This is a genomic window from Bordetella tumbae, assembly GCF_054780995.1.
In genome coordinates, this window is the sequence record NZ_BAAGVG010000018.1 from 981,238 (window position 1) to 999,915 (window position 18,678).

Here is an 18,678-nt window from a genome sequence, read left to right on the forward strand (position 1 = left end):
AGGCAATTGCCAAGCCCGTCTGTTAACCGTCGGCGTTGGTCGTTGTGACAAGATGGTCGAGAATAGGCCGCCCGCCTTCGATAATGTCGCGCACGATGCTGGCCTCGCACGCCTGCGGGTCGCGGGCCTTCAGCGCTGAAAACAAGGCCTCGTGTTCATGCGGTTCAATTGCGTTGGGATCAACGTCTTTGTAAATCAGATTCAGGTAGGGGCCGGTGCGCACCCACAGCGATTCGATCATCGCCACGAGTTCTTCGCGTTGGCTCAGTTCGTATACGCCGAAGTGAATTTCCCGATTTAACCGCAAGGTGGTCGAGTATTGACCCTCTCGCTTGGCCGCAATCATTTTCTTGTGCAGGGCTTTGAGTGCGGTGATGTGCTGCGCCTGGACGTGCTCTGCGGCGCAGCGAGCCGCCAAGCCCTCTAGCGCGACGCGCATGTCGCGCAGTTCCACGAACTTCTCGCGTGAAAGCGTCGGCACGGTGACGGAACGATTGATGTTCATCGTCAATGCCCGCTCCGCCACCAACTGCAACATGGCTTCGCGCACGGGTGTCTGGCTGACGCCCAGCCTTTCAGAGAGCATCCGGCCGGTCAGTTTCTGGCCCGGCATCAATTCCCCGATCGCCAACGACGATCGTAATGCTTGATAGACCTTTGATGACAGGTTCGAGTGGCTGATTCGGGCCGCGGACAGACTGTCTGGCTGGTCCGAGGGGGAGGTGGGATCGACTAGTCGCATAGGGTGGGTTGTCTTGTCAGTACTGCTTCATACCACATCCACACGGGGTACTCAGGCTGCTCGACGAAAATTTGAAAGAGGTGTTGACGTAAATTATATTTTATAAAATACTTAAAAAAACATCACAACACTGACTCGGAGACAACTCTCATGGCGGCATCGGCGGCAAGCAACGCATTGGTTTCACGCGGGCTTTTGTATCAAGGCACCGTGGCGCATCGACTGGCAGAGGGGCTGAAGCGGCACGGCGTGACGTGCCTGTTTGGCCAAAGCCTGCCGTCGCTGGTGCATCTGGCTGGGCGGGAGTTCGGGATCAAGCAGATCGCCTATCGCCAGGAAAATACGGGCGGCTATATGGCCGACGCCTATGCGCGTGCCACGGGCAAAGTGGGCATCGTGACGGCGCAAAACGGCCCGGCAGCTGCGTTGCTGGTGGCACCGCTGGCCGAGGCTCTCAAGGTTTCCGTGCCCGTCATTGCCTTGGTCCAGGAGGTCTCCAGAGACCAGACGGACAAGAACGCGTTCCAGGAGCTGGACCATGAATCGATGTTCCGTCCGGTCACAAAATGGGTCAGGCGAGTGACCGACCCCAATCGGATTGATGACTATCTGGACATGGCATTCACGGCAGCCTGCGGCGGCCGTCCTGGTCCGGCGGTTTTGTTATTGCCGGCCGATTTTTTGCTGGAGCCGGCTCCGGCGAGTGCTGAGCGCAAGGCGAATTTGGGGCAGTTCCCGCTAGACCGCTCTCTCCCCAATAGTGAGGCGCTGAAAGAGGCGGCCGAGCTGTTGGCTTCAGCGCAGAGTCCGGTAGTGATTGCGGGCGGTGGAGTACATTTATCAGGCGCAGCGCAGGCCTTGGCTCGCCTGCAGGAACAGTACAGCCTGCCTGTGGCGACCACCGTGATGGGCAAGGGCGGCGTGGATGAGACACACCCGTTGTCGATCGGCGTGGCTTCGTACTTTATGGGTGAGAACGGCTCTGCCCGATACATGCGCCACCTGATTTCGGATGCTGACGTCGTGCTGTTGGTCGGGAATCGCACCAACCAGAATGGCACCGACTCCTGGAAACTCTATCCGTCGGGCGCGCGGTTTATTCACATCGATGTGGACGCCCAGGAAATCGGCCGAAACTATGAGGCATTGCGGCTGATCGGGGACGCGCGCACCACCTTGGAGGCGCTATGCGATCAGCTTGCCACAATAGACACCTCAGCCAGAAAGCAAGCACGCGCCGAGGTCGAATCGGCGATCAAACGTGGCCGGGAACAGCACGAAGAACAAGTCGCCTCGCTCGTAGGCAGTGACTCCGCGCCCATGCGTCCGGAACGCATCATGCGCGAAATCGACAAGCGGTTGACAGCCGAATCGGTCGTGGTCGCCGATGCCAGCTACTCGTCCATCTGGATTGCCAACTATATGCGCGCGCGCAAAGCCGGCAGCCGGTTCATTACCCCTCGTGGGTTGGCAGGCCTGGGATGGGGATTCCCCATGGCGTTGGGCGTGCGCGTGGCGCGGCCGCAGGCGCCGATTTTCTGCGTCGTCGGTGACGGAGGTTTTGCCCATGCGTGGGCCGAGCTCGAAACCGCCGTACGGATGAAACTTCCCGTGGTGCTGGTCGTACTGAACAACCAGATTCTGGGCTATCAAAAGCATGCGGAAAACATCAAGTTCGGCGAATACACCAGCGCCTGCGAGTTCAGCCCCGTCGATCATGCTGCTATCGCCCGAGCGGTAGGCGCCGAGGGCATCCGTGTGGAAAAGGCAGAGGATCTCGGTGCCGCCTTGGACCGAGCCATGTCGTCAGATACGGTGACCCTCATCGACGTCATCACCGACCCCAATGCCTTTCCACCGGTGACGTGGTACGAGTCCAACTGATTTCATCCACTGCAAAAGCGTGCCCCACTGCGGAGGGTGAATGGAAACGGTTCTGCAACTATTGATCTCTGGCGTACTGCTAGGCGGCGTCTATGCCTTGGGTGCGATGGGGTTGAATCTGATCTTTGGCGTGGCCAAGGTGGTCAACTTCGCCCATGGCGAGTTCTTGATGATCGGCATGTACGCGGCATATTGGCTGTGGAAGCTGACCGGATTGAACCCATATGCGGGCGCGCCAGTGATCCTCGTGTTCGGGGCGGCGATAGGTTGGGTTTTCTATCGCTGCTTGATTCGCTACACCATCTACAAGACCGAGATGACGCAGGTGTTTGCCACATTGGGCTTGTCCATCGTGTTGCAGAACCTCGCGCTGATGTTGTTTTCGGCGGATTTCCTGACGGTAAAGGTCTTTACGGCTGATTGGGAATCCATCCCCTTTCTGGGGGGCTATGTCAGTACTACACGTCTGGTGTCGTTCCTCTTTGCCGTCGTGGCCATGGTTCTCACACTGCTCTTCATGAAGCGCACCTATACCGGCCGCGCCATTGAGGCGGTATCGCAGGATCTATCTGCTGCCCGGCTGGTGGGCATCGATGTCAATAAAGTCCTGACGATTGCGTTCGCGCTCGGTATTGGCCTGACGGTATTGGCGGGGGGGGTTCTGGTTCCCAGTTTCTATGCCTTTCCGACCGTGGGATCGAGCTTTGTGCTGATTTCGTTTGTCGCCGTCGTGCTGGGTGGTTTAGGCAACGTCGCCGGAACGGTCGCGGGCGGGTTGATATTGGGGGTGATCGAAACGCTGGTGGGATATCTGGAGCCCGACTTGAAAGAGGCGACGCATTTCGTCCTGTTGATTGTGTTGCTGGCCTTTTTACCAAACGGACTATTTGGCGTAGGCGGTGCTGAGAAAGAGGGCCTCAAATGACCTTACACCGCATTGACTACCGTCGTGGCGATGCGCTGGGCGCTGTCTTTCTTGTCGCCATTGCGATTGGCCTGCCTTTTATCGTGGCGGACAGGTTCTATCTGAATCTGCTGTTTCTCATTCTTCTATATGGAGGCTTGGCCTCGGCCTGGAATCTGCTTGGAGGCTATGCGGGGCAGTTTTCTCTGGGGCATACGGCGTTCTTTGGTATCGGGGCATACAGTTCGACGCTGCTCTACACGATGGCAGGTGTTTCTCCCTGGCTAGGAGCGCTGGGGGGTATGGCGATTTCGATGGCGCTGGCTTTCCTGATTTCGTATCCCGTGTTCCGGCTACGTGGTGTGTTTTTTGCGATGGCGACGATCGCCGTTGGTGAAACCGTACGCATTGTGTTGTTGTGGTACCGCCGCATTGCTGATATTCCGTACGGTATCAGCATTGACTACAAGCCCGGTTTCGCCCGCATGATTTTTTCCGAGCCACGCAGTTATGCGTTGATGGCAGGCATATTTTTGCTGGTCGTCGTCGCCGTCTGTTATGCCGTGTCTCGCAGCCGGGCTGGCTACTATCTGCAAGCGCTGCGCGATAACGAAGACGCCGCGCAGGCCGTGGGTATAGATCTGCGGCGATACAAGCTGATCGCATTTCTGATCAGCGCGGCCTTTACGTCGCTGGGCGGAACATTGATGGCGCAGTATGTGCTTTATATCGAACCCAGCACCGTATTCAACACGACCATCTCCATCGATCTGGCGTTGATGTCCATATTAGGCGGGATAGGCACGCTCTGGGGGCCGTTGCTCGGCGCGGCGGTCACCATGCCGTTGCAAGAGTTCCTGAGAGACTGGTTGGGCTCGGCGGGAGCGGGCGCTCATCTGGTGGTATACGGCGCGTTATTGGTGCTGATCGTCATGCTGTTGCCACAGGGCGTCGTGGGGGCCTGGAAAGACTGGAGCGCCAAGCGCCGCCGGCACGGAGGCGAGCATGCTCGAGGTTAAGAATCTATCGAAGCGGTTTGGCGGCTTGACTGCAGTGAACGAGGTCAGCCTGTCGGTCGCCAAGGCCGAGATCGTGGCGCTCATCGGGCCGAACGGCGCAGGAAAAACCACGCTATTCAATTTGATTGCGGGCGCGATGCCCAGGGATGGCGGCGAGGTCGTATTCGACGGTCGCGATTTACCTCATCAAGGCAGCGCCGCGACGTGTCTGGCCGGCCTGGCCAGGACCTACCAGATCCCGCAGCTCTTTACCTCGATGACTGTGCTCGACACCGTGTTGGTCGCGGGCTTGTGCCGTGGCTCATCAATCCATCGAGCTCGCGTAAAGGCCATGGATGTGCTGGCACGCGTCGGTTTGGCGGGGCGCGAAGCACACGCCTCCACGGCATTGACCATCAGTGGGAAAAAGCGCCTGGAAATCGCCAGGGCCTTGGCCACCGAGCCTCGCGTACTGTTGCTCGATGAAGTCATGGCGGGGCTGAATCTATCAGAGGTGAACGGACTGCTCGACATGATCCGAGAGCTGCGCGCAGGTGGTATGACCATTGTGCTGGTCGAGCACAATATCGACGCCGTGTTGAACATTGCCGACCGGGTGGTTGTCTTGGACCAGGGGCGCAAGATCGCAGATGGCTTGCCACGTGAGGTGCTGAGCCAGCCCGAGGTCATCCGCTCGTATCTGGGAGATGGCTATGCCGTTGCTTGAAGTACAGGGTGTGCACACCTCCTACGGCGATACGGAAGTTCTGTTCGGCGTCGATATGCATGTCGACGAAGGCGAAGTCGTGGCAATTGTCGGCTCCAACGGAGCAGGAAAGACAACGTTGATGCGCACGATCGCCAAGCTCATGCCGGCAAGCAGTGGAGACCTCAGCTTCGGGGGGAAAAGCTTGGCCCCCCTGGCGACGCACGAGGCGGTCGAGCAGGGGCTGGTGTATGTCCCTGAGGGACGGCGTCTATTTCCGAGATTATCTGTGCGAACAAATCTGGAACTCGGCGCTTACAGCCCGCGAGCGAGAGACCAGCGCGACGCCACACTGGAAACGATATTTCAGTTATTCCCCGTGCTCAAACAACGCGAGTCTCAGCTTGCCGGCACGCTGTCGGGTGGCGAGCAACAGATGTGTGCAATTGGCCGGGGCCTGATGTCAAAGCCCAGATTGCTGATGGTCGACGAAGTATCGCTTGGGCTGGCGCCTGTCATCGTCTCCAAGGTGTACGAGGCCATTGCGCAGGTCAGGCAGTTGGGTACGACCGTGCTGTTGGTCGAGCAGAACGTACGGCAGGCGATAAAGGCGGCCGATCGAGGCTACGTCATCAAGCATGGCCGGGTCGTTTTATCGGGCAGCAGCGATGAACTAATGGGAAATCCAGAAGTTAGAAAGGCCTATCTGGGCATGTAGTCCAACATAGAGGCGAGGGTCAATCGCCAGAAGGAGGAGATTTGAAGAACATACATAAAAGCATCCGTCTTGGTTTGGGCATGCTCATCGTGGCAGCGTCGGCCAGCTCCGTAGCGGACATAAAAATCGGCGTGCTGTTGCCACTGACCGGTCCGCTGTCGTCGCTGGGGAATGACGTCAATCGCGGCTTTGAGCTCGCCAGAGATATGGCGAACGAAAAAGGTGGCGTGAATGGCGAAAAAATCGTCTTTGCGACCAGCGATGTGCCCGGCTCGAACGAGGCCGCTTCGCAAGCCACACGGTTGATCACGCGGGACAGCGTGCAGGTGATTGTCGGGTCGTACGCGAGTTCGATCTCATTTGCCGCCAGCCAGGTCGCCGAGCGAAATGGTGTCATTTATGTCGAGCAAGGCGCCGTCGCGGATGACATTACCAAGCGCGGTTTCAAGAATCTTTTCCGCTTTATCTACCCGGCTACGGAGCTGGGCCGTGGGGGCGCGCAGTATGCGACTGACATCATTCTGCCCAAACTCAATATCCCGTTGAAAAATGCCCGCGTGGCGATCATGAACGAGGACAGCTCCTATGGCACGGCCGTCGCCGAGGGGGCAAAGAAGTGGCTGCAGGATAAGGGCGTGCAGGTGGTGGATACTGCCAGCTATAGCTACAAGACGACTGATCTTTCGTCGGTGGTGCAGCGCTTCAAGTCAGCCAAGCCGGACATTGTCATTGCGTGTTCCTATACCCCTGATGGCATTCTTTTCTGGCGCCAGGCGCGTGAAGCCAAACTGGAACTGAAGGCGCTGATCGGTAACGGCGGAGCGCACAATATTCCCGATTTTGCTGAGGCCCTGGGCGATGATGTCAACGGACTGTTCAATGCCGGCACGTCCGCCTATTTCAATCCAAAGGGCTTGAGCCCGGAGGCGGCGCAGTTGTTCAAGGAATTTCATTCCGCCTACGAAAAGAAATTCCAACGCAAACCGTCGGCGCATTCCGCGATGGGTTTTAACGCCATGTGGGTGCTGCTGTCTGAAATATTGCCGGCCGCCGGTGGTACTGATCCAGAAAAAGTGCGGGCAGCATTCCTCGCGCTGGATAAACCTGTGGGCTCGACGATTGTGGGTTGGGGCTTGAAATTCGATCCCCAGACGGGAAACAACACGCGTGCCTTTCCGATGATAGATCAGTGGCAAGAGCGGCAAATCCGCACGATTTACCCGCCGGAGTTTGGGGTGACCAGCAATATCACCATGCCTCTGCCAGAGTGGGGGAAACGCGCGGACGTGGGCAAATAAGGCGATCGCTGCCGAGAGGGCATTCGTTCGATCAATACTTTGAAAGATGAGGAGTCGCCATGCTCGCGTTGAGAAAAACGGCACCCGTACAAGGACTCGATCTGGAGCACGTAGAGGAGCCTGGCGACCTGCAGCCGGACGAGGTCTTGGTCGAGGTCGCCGCAGTGGGAATCTGCGGTTCGGATCTTCATGTGTACGACTGGGGCGAGAACTATGAGTTCATGCGCGAGCGTCTTCCCGTCACGCTCGGCCATGAGTTCTCCGGGCGCGTAGTCAATATAGGGGCCGGTGTGTCCAGTTCGAAGATCGGCGATCTGGTGGCGATCATCCCCAGTACCAGTTGTATGAAGTGCGAGCATTGCCTTGCCGGATATCCGCAGCGCTGCATGCACCGGAGCACGGTGGGGTTGACTCGCGATGGTGCATTTGCGCGCTATGTCCGTGTGCCGTCCGTCAGTTGCATTCGATTGCCTGAGCACATAGATATGGCGCTCGCCGCGCTCATGGAGCCGCTGAGTGTGGGAGATAACGCCGCGCAGATCGGCGCCGTGTCCATGGGTGACACCGTGGTCGTACTGGGACCGGGGACCATTGGCCAGGCTATTGCACGATGTGCTCGATGGCGGGGGGCATCCCAGGTCATCGTGGTGGGAAAAGGCGATGAGTCCCGCTTAAAGACGGCATTGCAGGTGGGGGCGACTCATGCCATTGATCTGGATGAGACGCCGGATCTTCGGTCCGCGGTGATGGCGCGCACCGGCAATCGACTGGCTGACGTGGTGTTAGAAGCGACGGGACGGGCCTCCAGTATCGGCGATGGGTTGGGTCTGCTGCGTAAAGAGGGCGTGCTGGTATGCGCGGGGATCCACGCAGAACAAGCCGTGTTCGATGTGACGTCTTTAGTCCGAAATCGTCAGCAAATACGGGGGGCGCACGCGTCGCGCCGTTCCTCTTGGCATGCCGTGGCGCACCGAATTGCGAACGAGCCGGATAGTGTGCGGGCCATGATCTCGCGCGAAATGCCTTTGTCCGACGGATTAGTGGGTTTTGACCTTTGTCGAAATCGAGAAGTGTCGAAAGTCATCCTGCGTCCTTGACGCGGCAGGCAAGCGCTACTTACAACAGGAGTGCAAGGAAAATGTCGAAGCGTTGGAAAGTGCGTCCACCTGGTTCGAACTGGGGGGATTATGGCGAGGACGATGAACTGGGGCGGCTGAATCTCCTCACGCCCGAGAAGCGCCTGGCAGCTGCCCGGGAGATCCGCAAGGGGATTGCGTTCTGCCTGAGCCTGCCCTTGGATCTGCCCGGCGGGACGGCGCTCAATCCGAACCGGCATCCGCCGCAACGTCATGTGGCCACTCGCAAAGAAGGCAAGCCCAGCGTCAATTACCCGTTGAAGCTGGAAGACAACCGTTATGTGGATTGTTCCAGCGATGACTCGGTAACGTTGTTTACCCAGTATTCGACGCAATGGGACGCACTGTCCCACGTGGGCCAATATTTCGACGCACAGGGTGACGGTACCGCGCAGCCGATGTATTACAACGGCTTTCGTGCGGACGAACACATCAAACCGCCGCAGTCAGGCCAGCCGGCGTATGCACACCGATTGGGCATCGAGAAGATGGCCGAGACTTGTGTTCAGGGCAGGGGCGTATTGATAGATCTGCATGCGCACTATGGCGATGCACGGACGCTTGTCGATTATGAAATGTTAAAGCGGGTGATCGATGCGGATAAGATCGATGTCGCTCCTGGCGATATGTTGTGCCTGCACACGGGATTCGCTCAGAAACTCGTCGATATGAAGGGCGATCCGGATCCGCATGTATTGCACCATTCGTGCGCGGTGCTGGATGGCCGCGACAAGCGGCTTGCGCGATGGATAGAGGACAGCGGCATCTCTGTCCTGATTGCGGATAATTTTGCTGTCGAGGCCTATCCCTATGATCACCAGGGTTGTGATCATTGCGAGGGATTGCCGCTGCACCAGGTCTGTTTGTTCCGTTTGGGTATCCATCTGGGCGAACTCTGGTATCTCACGCCACTGGCGCGATGGCTGCGCGCGAATCACCGGCATCATTTCATGCTGACCAGCCCGCCGTTGCGACTGCCGGGCTCGTTCGGTTCCCCTCTTACTCCCGTGGCGACGGTCTAGCTATGGCAATAGACATCATGAAACCTCGTTTCGAGGGCCGGGTTGCGGTCGTGACTGGCGCCCGGCAGGGGATTGGATATGCCGTTGCAAAACGCTTTTATGCAGAGGGCGCTTCTGTCGTGCTGTGGGATGTGGACGACACCCAGACGCGTCGGGCGCAAGATGAGCTGGACGCGAGTGGGCAGCGGTCATTGGCGGTTTCGGGCAGCGTGGCCGACAGTGAGGCCGTCGCATTGGCTTTTCGGACCGTCGCCGAGCGATTTGGCAAAGTCGATATTCTCGTCAACAACGCAGGCATATCGCCGAAGCACGGCGGGAAACGGGCGTCGATGGAAACGGTCGATGCGACCGAGTGGCGCGAGGTTATCGACGTCAATCTAACGGGCGCTTTCCTGTGTGCACAGGCCTGCTTGCCGCTCATGAGACAGCAGGGTTACGGACGGATAGTGAATATCTCGTCTCAAGCCGCACGCACGTTGTCAACGGTAGCAGGAGGTCACTATGCGGCGTCCAAGGCCGGACTGGTGACCTTGGCACGCAATCTGGCAGGCGAGGCTGGACCATACGGCGTGACGGCAAACTGTGTGGCGCCCGGCCGCATCGTGACGCCGATGGCCAATGCGGCGGGCGCTGACGTCAATGCACAGTACTTGACTCGCATTCCGGTCGGACGGCTGGGAACGGTGGAGGACGTCGCGGCGGCAGTGGCGTTCCTGGCCTCGGAGGAGGCCGGTTTTGTGACCGGTGCCGTGCTTGATGTGAATGGCGGTTCGTTTATGGGCTAGCACGATGCACGTCGCTTTTTATCGACGCGCCACAATAACAGGAGACAAAAAATGAGCTGGATGAGATATCTGCTTGCTGGGTTGTGCATCAGTTTTTCGATGCCGATGGTCTGTGCGGCATCGTATCCCGATCGGGAAGTGCGCCTGATTGTGAATTATGGCGCAGGGGGCGTCACGGATGTTGCTGCCAGACTGTTGGCGAAAGCATTGGAACAGGAACTCAAAAAACCTGTCGTCGTGGAAAACAAGGCAGGCGCCCAGGCAACACTGGGGCCCGCCCATTTGATGCGGCAGGCCCCTGATGGCTATACCCTGGGCATTATCACGCTGTCCGCTGTGTCAATTACGCCTCATATGATCGATGTTCCCTATACGATCGACGATTTCGAGTTTGTCGGTGGTTCAGGTCGATATCGCTATGGATTGGCGGTTCAGGCAAACGCACCGTATAAGACGGTGCAGGAATTTGTGCAAGCCGCACGCGATGCAAAGGGCCATCCTCTGTTTTTCGGCACGCCGGGAGCACCCAATAATCTCGCGTTCTTCGACATCGCCAAGAAGACCGGTGCCAATCTGGAGCAGGTACTGTATAAGTCAGGCACTGAGGCTGTGACGGCGCTAGCCGCCGGGCAGATCGCTGCAGTGATCCAGACGCCTTCAGAGATAACGCCATTCGTAGAGTCGGGGAAAGTTCGCCTGTTGGCGTCAGTCAGCCCTGATAGATGGCAGACCTTGCCGGAAATGCCTACCTTGAAAGAAGCTGGCGTGGACGTCGAGATCGGTTCCTGGATGGGCGTCGCCGTACCGAAGGGAACGCCTGCAGCTGTGCGCTCGAGGCTGGAACAGGCGTTGGCAGCGGCGATGAAGAATCCCGATCTGGTGAGCGGTTTGAGCAAGATGGGCATAGACCCCGCCTACCTCAGCGGACAGGACTATGCCCAGCTTCTCAAGCAGGAATACAAGCTCATGTTGCCGCGCTTGGAGGCTGCAGGGGCTCCGGTGAAAGATCGATAGACGTATAGCCGAGCGCTGCTCCTGGTATCTCGATCCCCGAATGTCCTTCTTTCCGGATGACGTCCTTCAGCGTGTCAATAAAGGACTGCGATAGTTGCGAGACAGGTTCGTCGCGCAGGCGAACCAGGTGGGCTCTCAGGGTCGGACTCTCTGCAATGGGGCGAGTGACAAGTCGGCTGGCCGACCAACTGCGGGCCGAGAACTGGTCAACGAGGGCAATGCCTGCGCCAGCTTGTACAAGCGCACATGCATTTTGCGGCGACCCTACCTCGACGACGGGACGCAGCGGCAGCTCGCTTTCTTCGAACATGCCCTGCACCATGCGTCCAAACGGCGACGATTTCTCGTATGAGATGAACGGATAGGCCAGCAGGTCTTTGATTTCCAGGACGGCCCTGCGTGACAGCGGATGGTTGTAGGGGCAGATGCACACCAACTGGGCGCGTGCGATTTCTTCTTGTTCCAGGCTGGGGTGTTTGATGGGCAGGATCGTGACGGCGAGGTCTGCCTGCCGCTTCAGCAGCCGTTCGGTCAGCGGGTTGTGATTCAGATAATGGAACGTGAGCTTTACATGCGGGTGCGTGTGCCGATAGCTCGCAATGGCAACCGGTATGAGCATCTGGCCAAGGCTCGGGCTGGCGACAATGTTGAGAATCCCTTCCTGGTGCTCAAACAGTTCGCGCGCCATATCGTTTACGCGCTGCACGCCTTCGTACACGACCTCGACTTCATGGAATAGTTTCTTGGCTTCCAGCGTAGCCTGCAAGCGTCCGCGGATCCGGTTGAATAGCGGAAAACCGATGCGTTGTTCGGTATGCGAGAGCAGCCGGCTGACCGCGGGCTGCGAGACGAACAGCATTTCCGAAGCTCCCCGGATGGACCCGGTAATCATCACGGCTCGAAACACTTCGATCTGTCGGATATTGAGCTTCATAGGTGGGGTATCGGGGCTGGTACAGGCTATCCGGCAGGAATTCAGGGTTAACACTTATGCCAATGGCGGGCAGTCAAAATTGTACAAAAGGCGAATTTTTCTCTATTAATTAAGGGTTTTCCCTAGAAAAATATCCTCATCGGCCGAAATTCCTTAACCTCATGTTAATCAATGGGACTAAAGAAGCAATAGGCATAAGGGTAACGGAGGTCCAATAATTCTCTCAATTGGAACTTCCTGAGCCATTAGCTGATGCAGCCTTCAGATACGTCTCCCGTCGAATTCGATCTCACTATCCGCAACGGGCGGATAAGCAATGCGGATCGCATTTTTTTTGCCGATATCGGCGTGCGCAACGGTGTCATCGTTGAAGTCGCGCAGGGGCTGCCTGCCGGCAAACAGGATGTGGATGCGGGTGGTCTGTGGGTACTGCCCGGTGGCATCGACAGCCATACGCACATCGAGCAATTGTCCGGCATGGGCGTGATGTGCGCGGACGATTTTTACTCTGGTACGGTCTCCGCCGCTTTTGGCGGCACCACCACGATTCTGTCCTTTGCCGCGCAGCATCGAAACGACCGTATCCCCGATGTGTTGGAGGACTACTCGCGCCGGGCCAGAGAAAAAGCCGTGATCGACTATGGATTCCATTTGATCCTGGCCAACCCCGACGAACAGGCACTGATGCACGATCTGCCCGCCGTCATCGATGCGGGCATTACCTCGTTCAAGGTCTACATGACCTATGACAAGCTCAAGCTCGATGACTACCAACTGCTGGATGTGCTGGCAGTGGCGGGTGAGCGTGGGGCGATGGTCATGCTGCATGCCGAGAATCACGACATGATCCGTTGGGTCGCACGCCGCTTGCTGGAGCGCGGCCATACGGCGCCAAAGTTTCATGCGATATCGCATGATCCGCTGGCGGAATCCGAGGCGACCCATCGCGCCATTGCCTTGTCGCGATTGATCAATGTGCCGGTGCTTATCGTGCACGTCGCAGGCGCCGAGACCGTGGACATCATTCGAAAGGCGCAGCATTTGGGGGCCCAGGTGTATGCCGAGAGCTGCCCGCAGTACCTGTTCCTCGAGGCGAAGGACTCCGATCTGCCGGGATTCGAAGGCGCGAAATTCTGCTGCAGCCCACCTCCTGGAGACAAGGCGTCGCAAGAAGCCGTGTGGCAAGGTTTCAAGGATGGAACATTGAATGTCTATTCCTCTGACCATGCGCCTTATCGTTTTGACGAGTCGGGCAAGCTGCCTAAAGGAGACGCCACCACGTTCAAAGAAATGGCCAATGGCGTGCCGGGGATCGAGCTGCGCCTGCCTTTGCTGTTTTCCGAAGGGGTCATGAAAGGCCGTTTGACGCCCGAGGAGTTCGTGGCCCTGACGTCGACGAATCATGCGCAGATGTATGGTCTGGCGCCAAGAAAAGGGACGATTGCTGTGGGCGCGGATGCCGACGTGGTGCTTTGGGATCCGAATCGCAAGACTGTGGTGTCTGCCGAGATGCTGCACGACCGTGTCGGCTATACGCCCTATGAAGGCAGGGAAATCCAGGGTTGGCCGGTCGAGGTTTACAGCCGCGGGCGTTGTGTCATCAAAGACAACCAGCTCCAAGTCGAGCGCGGCAGCGGCCAATTCATCGCGAGGTCTCGCCCTGATCCGGTGCTGAATCGCCGTGCGCCTGCTGAGGGCCGCGGAATATTCAGTCAATTTATCGGGCTGAAATCCGCAACCGCAACTGAGTAGTTTCACACAAGCCGGTATTCCGGTGAATTCCTGACAGAACAAGGGGATGTTCATGCAAGGTCTGAAACTGTTTTTTGGTAGTTGCTTGATCGGAAGTTCGTTGTTAGTCGGGCTGGCAAGCCAGAGTGCCGCGCAAAACGCGCCGATACGGACGGCCGTGGACGCGACGTTCGCGCCGCACGCGATGGCCAGTCTAGGGGGCGGGCTGCAGGGGTTCAATGTAGATCTCGGCAAAGAGATCGCAAAACGCCTGAGCCGTGAAATCACCATCGAACCGGCGGAGTTTTCCGGGCTGGTGCCGGGGCTGAACAGCCGCCGATACGATTTTCTGATTGCACCGGTCACCGTGACACCAGAGCGCGCCAAGGCCTTGCTGTTCACAGAGGGATATCTGGACACGGACTACACGTTTCTCGGTCGCAAGAATGAGCCGCCCCTCGAGTCTCTGGAGCAATTGAAGGGCAAGGTGATCGCCGTGAACAAGGGCTCCAATTACGAGGCCTGGGCACACGACAATGCCGCGAAATATGGCTTTCGCTATGACGTTTATGGCGGCAATGCGGATGCGGTTCAAGCGGTGCAGGCATCGCGCGCGGATTTCAATCTGGCGGGCACAACCGTGGTCGCCTGGGTGGCGAAGCAGAACCCGCGCTTGGTGACCAGCTACACCATCAAGACTGGTCTGGTATGGGCATTGGCATTTCGCAAGGATGACCAGGAGGGAAGGCTCCAGGTATCGAATGTCCTGAAATGCATGAAGCAGGATGGAACGGTGTCGAAGCTGGCGGAGAAGTGGTTCGGATTCAAGCCCGCGGCAGAAGATGCCGCCGTTCGCATCGCGCCGGGAACGGGTGTGCCCGATATGGAGGGCTACGACCCCGCACCGGTACAGCCTAAGTGCGCCTGAGCAGCAGACGAGAACTAAGGGGTATGTCATGAGTACCAATGCCATTCTTGAGATCTCCGGCCTGCGCAAGCAGTATGGTCAGACCGAGGTGTTGCGCGGCATAGACCTGCAGGTGAATAAAGGACAACTCGTGTGCGTGATCGGCCCTTCGGGGTCCGGGAAAAGCACGATGTTGCGATGCTGCAATCTGCTGGAAGTCCCCAGCTCAGGCAGCATCGTAGCCAACGGCCATAATGTCCTGGACCCCAAGACGGATATCAACCGGATGCGTCAGGATGTGGGGATGGTGTTTCAACAGTTCAATCTGTATCCCCATCTGAATGCGCTGGATAACGTCAAGCTGGCGCTGTGCAAAGTGCAGAAACACAGCACGGACGAAGCACGCAGGATCGCCATGTCGGCATTGGAGCGCGTCGGATTGGGACATAAGGCAGATGCCATGCCGGGACAGCTGTCGGGTGGGCAGCAACAGCGTGTCGGCATAGCACGAGCCATTGCGCTCGCGCCCCAGATCATCCTGTTTGATGAGCCGACCAGTGCGCTGGACCCGGAGCTGGTCGAAGACGTTCTGGAGGTCATGCGAGAGCTGCGCGCAAGCGGAATGACTATGCTGGTGGTCACGCACGAAATGGCATTTGCGCATGCTGTCGCGGACAAAGTCGTCTTTATGGATGGCGGGATCGTTGTAGAGCAAGGCAGCGCGGCCGACATCTTCGAACATCCGAAAGAGACACGAACCCGCAGCTTTCTGGCTCGCTACGCGAATAGGCTCGTTCACTGATGGGAACGTCCAGCGGATTTTTCTTTACGTTTTTCAACGTCGATATCGCCGTCCAGTATCTGCCGGCGCTCGCTGTCGGTGCAGCGGTGACGTTGGGAACCGGGCTGGCAGTAGTGCTGACAGGCACTGTTCTGGGCGTGGCCCTGGCCATACTCAGAGCGCTGGAATGCCGAGTCCTGACGTTGGCGATCGTGGCGTTTGCCGATGTGTTGAGGTCGTTGCCGCCTTTGGTGATCCTGATCGTGATGTACTTCGGCCTGCCCGAGGTGGGCTTGCCCCTGTCGGCGTTGTTCGTGACGTGGTTTGCGCTCTCTCTGGTGCTGGCTGCTTATGCCGAAGAGAGTGTCTGGGCGGGAATCTCGTCATTGCCTGACGGCCAGATGGAGGCGGCGCGATCAACGGGCTTGTCATGGTGGTCCGCGATGCGATGGGTCGTGCTGCCGCAGGCGCTGCGGCGTGCCGTACCCACTCTGACCAATCGCATCATTTCCATCACGAAGAACACGGCATTGGGATCGGTGGTGTCACTGAACGAGTTGCTCAATGCGGCGCAAGGCGCAAGCAGCTTGTCCGGAAATCCCACCCCTTTGATGATGGCAGCGTTGTCGTACGTAGTCATCTTTCTGCCACTGGTGATTCTATCCAGATGGTTGGAAAGAAATTGGGTTCGATGCTGAGCGCCGGGTGACACTATGGAAAGCCTGATCCAGAATTTCTTTAACCTGCCTCTTTATGCGGATGTTTTTCCGTATTTGATGAAGGGCCTCTGGACCACCGTCTGGTTGTCGGCCATCGTGATTCCGCTTGGCGCGATATCGGGTCTGGTGCTGGCGGTGATCGTCACGCAATCCAGCCGCCGATGGCTGCGATGGGGAGTGATTGCCTATATCGATTTCTTTCGCGCGTTTCCTCCGTTGGTGTTGCTCATACTGGTCTACTTTGGTTGGCCGTTTCTCGGGATTGAGTTGGACAAGCTGACTGCTGTCGTCATCGCTTTTGTATTGAATAACGCCAGCTATTACGCAGAGGTTTTTCGCGCCGGCCTCGAGGGCGTACCGAAAGGGCAGATGGAGGCGGCTCGCTCGACCGGCTTGGCGCGCTGGCAGGCGCTTTGCTATGTCCTGGTCCCGCAGGCCGCTCGTAATGTGCTCCCTGATCTGGTGGGCAACAGTATCGAGGTGTTGAAGTTGACGACCATCGCCAGTGTCGTGGCGCTGCCGGAGCTGCTGCGTTCTGCCAGAGATGCTCAGGCACTGCTCTACAACCCGTCGCCCATTGTGCTCGCGGCGCTGATGTATCTGGTGTTGTTGTGGCCCCTGACCCGCTGGCTGGGCAGGCTGGAGCATAGGCGGTCGCGCTAGACGATAAAGACACCAATTCACGAATTTCAGGACGCACTGATACGTCCTCGTGGGGAAACTACGCCCTGAGCGGGCTGATCAAGATTTTTTGGAGTGATTCAACCTATGGCTACCCAATCGCATCGCCTCACAGAGCAGGCCAGCGGCGTGTACATCATTGCCGCGACGCCGTTTGATGACCAGGGCGAGGTCGACCTGTATAGCATCGACAGCCTGACCGATTTTTATCTTGAGAAAGGCGTGACCGGCTTTACCATCCTGGGCATGATGGGCGAGGCGCCCAAGCTCAGCGAAGCGGAAACAACCCTGGTGATGGAACGCATCCTCAAACGCGTTGACGCTCGAGTGCCGGTTGTAGTGGGCGTGAGCCATTCGTCGAATCGCCATATCGAACGGCTCTCCAAGGAGGCCATGGATCTGGGTGCGGCGGGGGTCATGGTCGCCCCGGTTCCCAATCTGAAGACTGACGAACAGGTCTACGGATACTACGCCAATATTGCGAAATTGCTGGGGCGAGGCACACCGATCTGCCTGCAGGATTTCCCGCAGGCGACGGGTGTGCATACCTCGGTATCGGTCATCAATCGTCTGATCGACGAGTTCGAGCAGGTGGTCATGCTCAAGCACGAAGACTTTCCCGGCATGCGCAAGTTGAGCCAAGTCAGGCATGACAGTGAGACGAGCGGACGGCGGCGCATCAGCATTCTGGTCGGCAATGGCGGACTGTTCCTGCCGCAGGAAATACTGCGCGGCGCCGATGGGGCGATGACGGGGTTCGCGTTTCCCGAGATGTTGGTTCAGGTATGTCAGCTGTTTAGCGAGGGGAAATCCGAAGCCGCTGAAGATCTGTTCAACATTTATCTGCCGCTGCTGCGTCATGAATTCCAGTACGGCATCGGCCTGGCTTTGCGCAAGGAAACGTTGCGTCGCCGTGGCGCGATTCGTTCGGCATTTGTGCGCAAGCCCGGCCCCGTTCTGGACGCACGGGATCACGAGGAACTGACACGTCTGATCGCGCGCCAGGAAAAGGCGTTGGCTTGATAAGCGAAAGCGACGGCCCAAAAGGACAAACCATGAAGAAAACGCTTTATGTGATCAATCCAAATAGCAACACAGGCGTGACTGCCGGGATTGACGCTGCGCTGGATATCCTGCGCCAGGACGATGCGCCGATAATCGAGTGTGTGACCTTGAAAGAGGGGCCGCCCGGGATTCAGACACAGCGCGACGTTGATCTGGCCGCCGTGCTGGTGCGGGAGTTCGCCGAGCAGCACCGAGAGGATGCAGCGGGATTTGTGACGGCATGCTTTAGCGATCCCGGGCTGCATTCGCTGCGGGAGATCCCGGATGTCTTGTCGCTGGGTATCAGCGAAGGGGCGGCTTTGGCGGCGATGATCTTGGGTCGGACGTTCGGCGTCATTGCCATCCTGGATGTTTCAATCCCCCGGCATATGCGGGCCTGGGCCGCGATGGGGATCAGCGACCGTGTGGCAGGCGAAGTCGCGATCGGGCGTACGGTAGCGGAATTGTCCGATAGCGAGGCGACATTGACGTCCATGATAGAGGCCGGCAAGTCGTTGCGAGACAAGCATCGGGCCGATGTGCTGGTCATGGGATGCGCCGGGATGGCGCGCTATCGCGAATCGCTGCAACAAGCCGTCGGGTTGCCCGTCGTCGAACCCAGCCAGGCAACCGTCGCCATGGCGCTGGGACGCCTGCGCCTGGGATGGTGAGTG

At 58.2% G+C, this 18,678-nt stretch carries 19 protein-coding genes; 17 read left to right on the top strand and 2 right to left on the bottom strand.

Translation table 11 applies throughout. The annotated features are described in order from the left end of the window. Positions 1–22 precede the first annotated feature (22 nt). Positions 23–742: a GntR family transcriptional regulator gene (locus tag ACYVI2_RS19430; RefSeq protein ID WP_415818457.1), complete on the bottom strand. Its 720-nt coding sequence runs from the start codon at positions 740–742 to the stop codon at positions 23–25. Positions 743–892: 150 nt separating this feature from the next. On the opposite strand from ACYVI2_RS19430, the gene ACYVI2_RS19435 reads away from it, so the two are divergent. From ACYVI2_RS19435 to ACYVI2_RS19480, 10 genes are read left to right on the top strand one after another with little or no spacing between them, the layout of a single operon-like run. Beyond that, a complete protein-coding gene (locus ACYVI2_RS19435) occupies positions 893–2,626 on the top strand; it encodes an acetolactate synthase catalytic subunit (RefSeq protein WP_415818455.1) in 1,734 nt (577 codons plus the stop codon). Between the two features lie 40 nt (positions 2,627–2,666). Further along, the gene (locus ACYVI2_RS19440) at positions 2,667–3,551 is read left to right on the top strand and encodes a branched-chain amino acid ABC transporter permease (protein WP_415804095.1); all 885 of its coding nucleotides are present in this window, start codon (positions 2,667–2,669) and stop codon (positions 3,549–3,551) included. Continuing rightward, on the top strand, positions 3,548–4,549 hold the full coding sequence (locus tag ACYVI2_RS19445; RefSeq protein WP_415818453.1) for a branched-chain amino acid ABC transporter permease: 1,002 nt from the start codon (positions 3,548–3,550) through the stop codon (positions 4,547–4,549). Before ACYVI2_RS19440 ends, ACYVI2_RS19445 begins: the two co-directional genes overlap by 4 nt. Next, positions 4,536–5,255 (top strand): ABC transporter ATP-binding protein, encoded by a 720-nt coding sequence (locus ACYVI2_RS19450; protein WP_415818451.1) that lies wholly within the window; start codon positions 4,536–4,538, stop codon positions 5,253–5,255. The genes ACYVI2_RS19445 and ACYVI2_RS19450 overlap by 14 nt, the downstream gene beginning before the upstream one ends. Further along, complete coding sequence (locus tag ACYVI2_RS19455; RefSeq protein ID WP_415818449.1) at positions 5,242–5,952, top strand: ABC transporter ATP-binding protein; 711 nt, start codon at positions 5,242–5,244, stop codon at positions 5,950–5,952. The genes ACYVI2_RS19450 and ACYVI2_RS19455 overlap by 14 nt, the downstream gene beginning before the upstream one ends. 41 nt (positions 5,953–5,993) lie before the next feature. Further along, on the top strand, positions 5,994–7,250 hold the full coding sequence (locus tag ACYVI2_RS19460; protein WP_415818447.1) for an ABC transporter substrate-binding protein: 1,257 nt from the start codon (positions 5,994–5,996) through the stop codon (positions 7,248–7,250). Positions 7,251–7,309: 59 nt separating this feature from the next. Then, on the top strand, positions 7,310–8,347 hold the full coding sequence (locus tag ACYVI2_RS19465) for a zinc-dependent alcohol dehydrogenase (RefSeq protein WP_415818445.1): 1,038 nt from the start codon (positions 7,310–7,312) through the stop codon (positions 8,345–8,347). A 41-nt stretch (positions 8,348–8,388) separates the two neighbouring features. Beyond that, the gene (locus ACYVI2_RS19470) at positions 8,389–9,408 is read left to right on the top strand and encodes a cyclase family protein (protein ID WP_415818443.1); all 1,020 of its coding nucleotides are present in this window, start codon (positions 8,389–8,391) and stop codon (positions 9,406–9,408) included. A gap of 17 nt (positions 9,409–9,425) precedes the next feature. Then, the gene (locus ACYVI2_RS19475) at positions 9,426–10,193 is read left to right on the top strand and encodes an SDR family oxidoreductase (RefSeq protein WP_415818441.1); all 768 of its coding nucleotides are present in this window, start codon (positions 9,426–9,428) and stop codon (positions 10,191–10,193) included. Positions 10,194–10,244: 51 nt separating this feature from the next. Continuing rightward, a complete protein-coding gene (locus tag ACYVI2_RS19480) occupies positions 10,245–11,207 on the top strand; it encodes a tripartite tricarboxylate transporter substrate binding protein (protein WP_415818439.1) in 963 nt (320 codons plus the stop codon). Here the strand turns inward: ACYVI2_RS19480 and ACYVI2_RS19485 are convergent. After that, positions 11,158–12,141, bottom strand: coding sequence for a LysR family transcriptional regulator (locus tag ACYVI2_RS19485; protein WP_415818437.1), 984 nt, complete (start codon positions 12,139–12,141; stop codon positions 11,158–11,160). The two genes, ACYVI2_RS19480 and ACYVI2_RS19485, sit on opposite strands and share 50 nt — an antisense overlap. A gap of 252 nt (positions 12,142–12,393) precedes the next feature. Between ACYVI2_RS19485 and hydA the strand changes: the two genes are divergently transcribed. The 7 genes from hydA (at position 12,394) to ACYVI2_RS19520 (ending at position 18,675) form a co-directional block, all read left to right on the top strand. Then, positions 12,394–13,893, top strand: coding sequence for a dihydropyrimidinase (hydA, locus tag ACYVI2_RS19490; RefSeq protein WP_415818435.1), 1,500 nt, complete (start codon positions 12,394–12,396; stop codon positions 13,891–13,893). Between the two features lie 52 nt (positions 13,894–13,945). Continuing rightward, positions 13,946–14,800, top strand: a complete 855-nt coding sequence (locus ACYVI2_RS19495; RefSeq protein ID WP_415818433.1) for a transporter substrate-binding domain-containing protein — start codon at positions 13,946–13,948, stop codon at positions 14,798–14,800. A gap of 28 nt (positions 14,801–14,828) precedes the next feature. Beyond that, positions 14,829–15,581: an amino acid ABC transporter ATP-binding protein gene (locus tag ACYVI2_RS19500; RefSeq protein ID WP_415818431.1), complete on the top strand. Its 753-nt coding sequence runs from the start codon at positions 14,829–14,831 to the stop codon at positions 15,579–15,581. Beyond that, entirely contained in the window at positions 15,581–16,258 is a 678-nt protein-coding gene (locus ACYVI2_RS19505; protein WP_415818429.1) for an amino acid ABC transporter permease, read from the top strand. Before ACYVI2_RS19500 ends, ACYVI2_RS19505 begins: the two co-directional genes overlap by 1 nt. A 15-nt stretch (positions 16,259–16,273) precedes the next feature. Then, positions 16,274–16,942 carry an amino acid ABC transporter permease gene (locus tag ACYVI2_RS19510; protein ID WP_415818427.1) on the top strand — a complete coding sequence of 223 codons (669 nt, stop codon included), beginning with the start codon at positions 16,274–16,276 and terminating at the stop codon, positions 16,940–16,942. Positions 16,943–17,047: 105 nt separating this feature from the next. Further along, positions 17,048–17,983 (top strand): dihydrodipicolinate synthase family protein, encoded by a 936-nt coding sequence (locus ACYVI2_RS19515; protein WP_415818425.1) that lies wholly within the window; start codon positions 17,048–17,050, stop codon positions 17,981–17,983. A 32-nt stretch (positions 17,984–18,015) separates the two neighbouring features. Beyond that, positions 18,016–18,675, top strand: coding sequence for an aspartate/glutamate racemase family protein (locus ACYVI2_RS19520; protein WP_415818423.1), 660 nt, complete (start codon positions 18,016–18,018; stop codon positions 18,673–18,675). Positions 18,676–18,678: the final 3 nt, after the last annotated feature.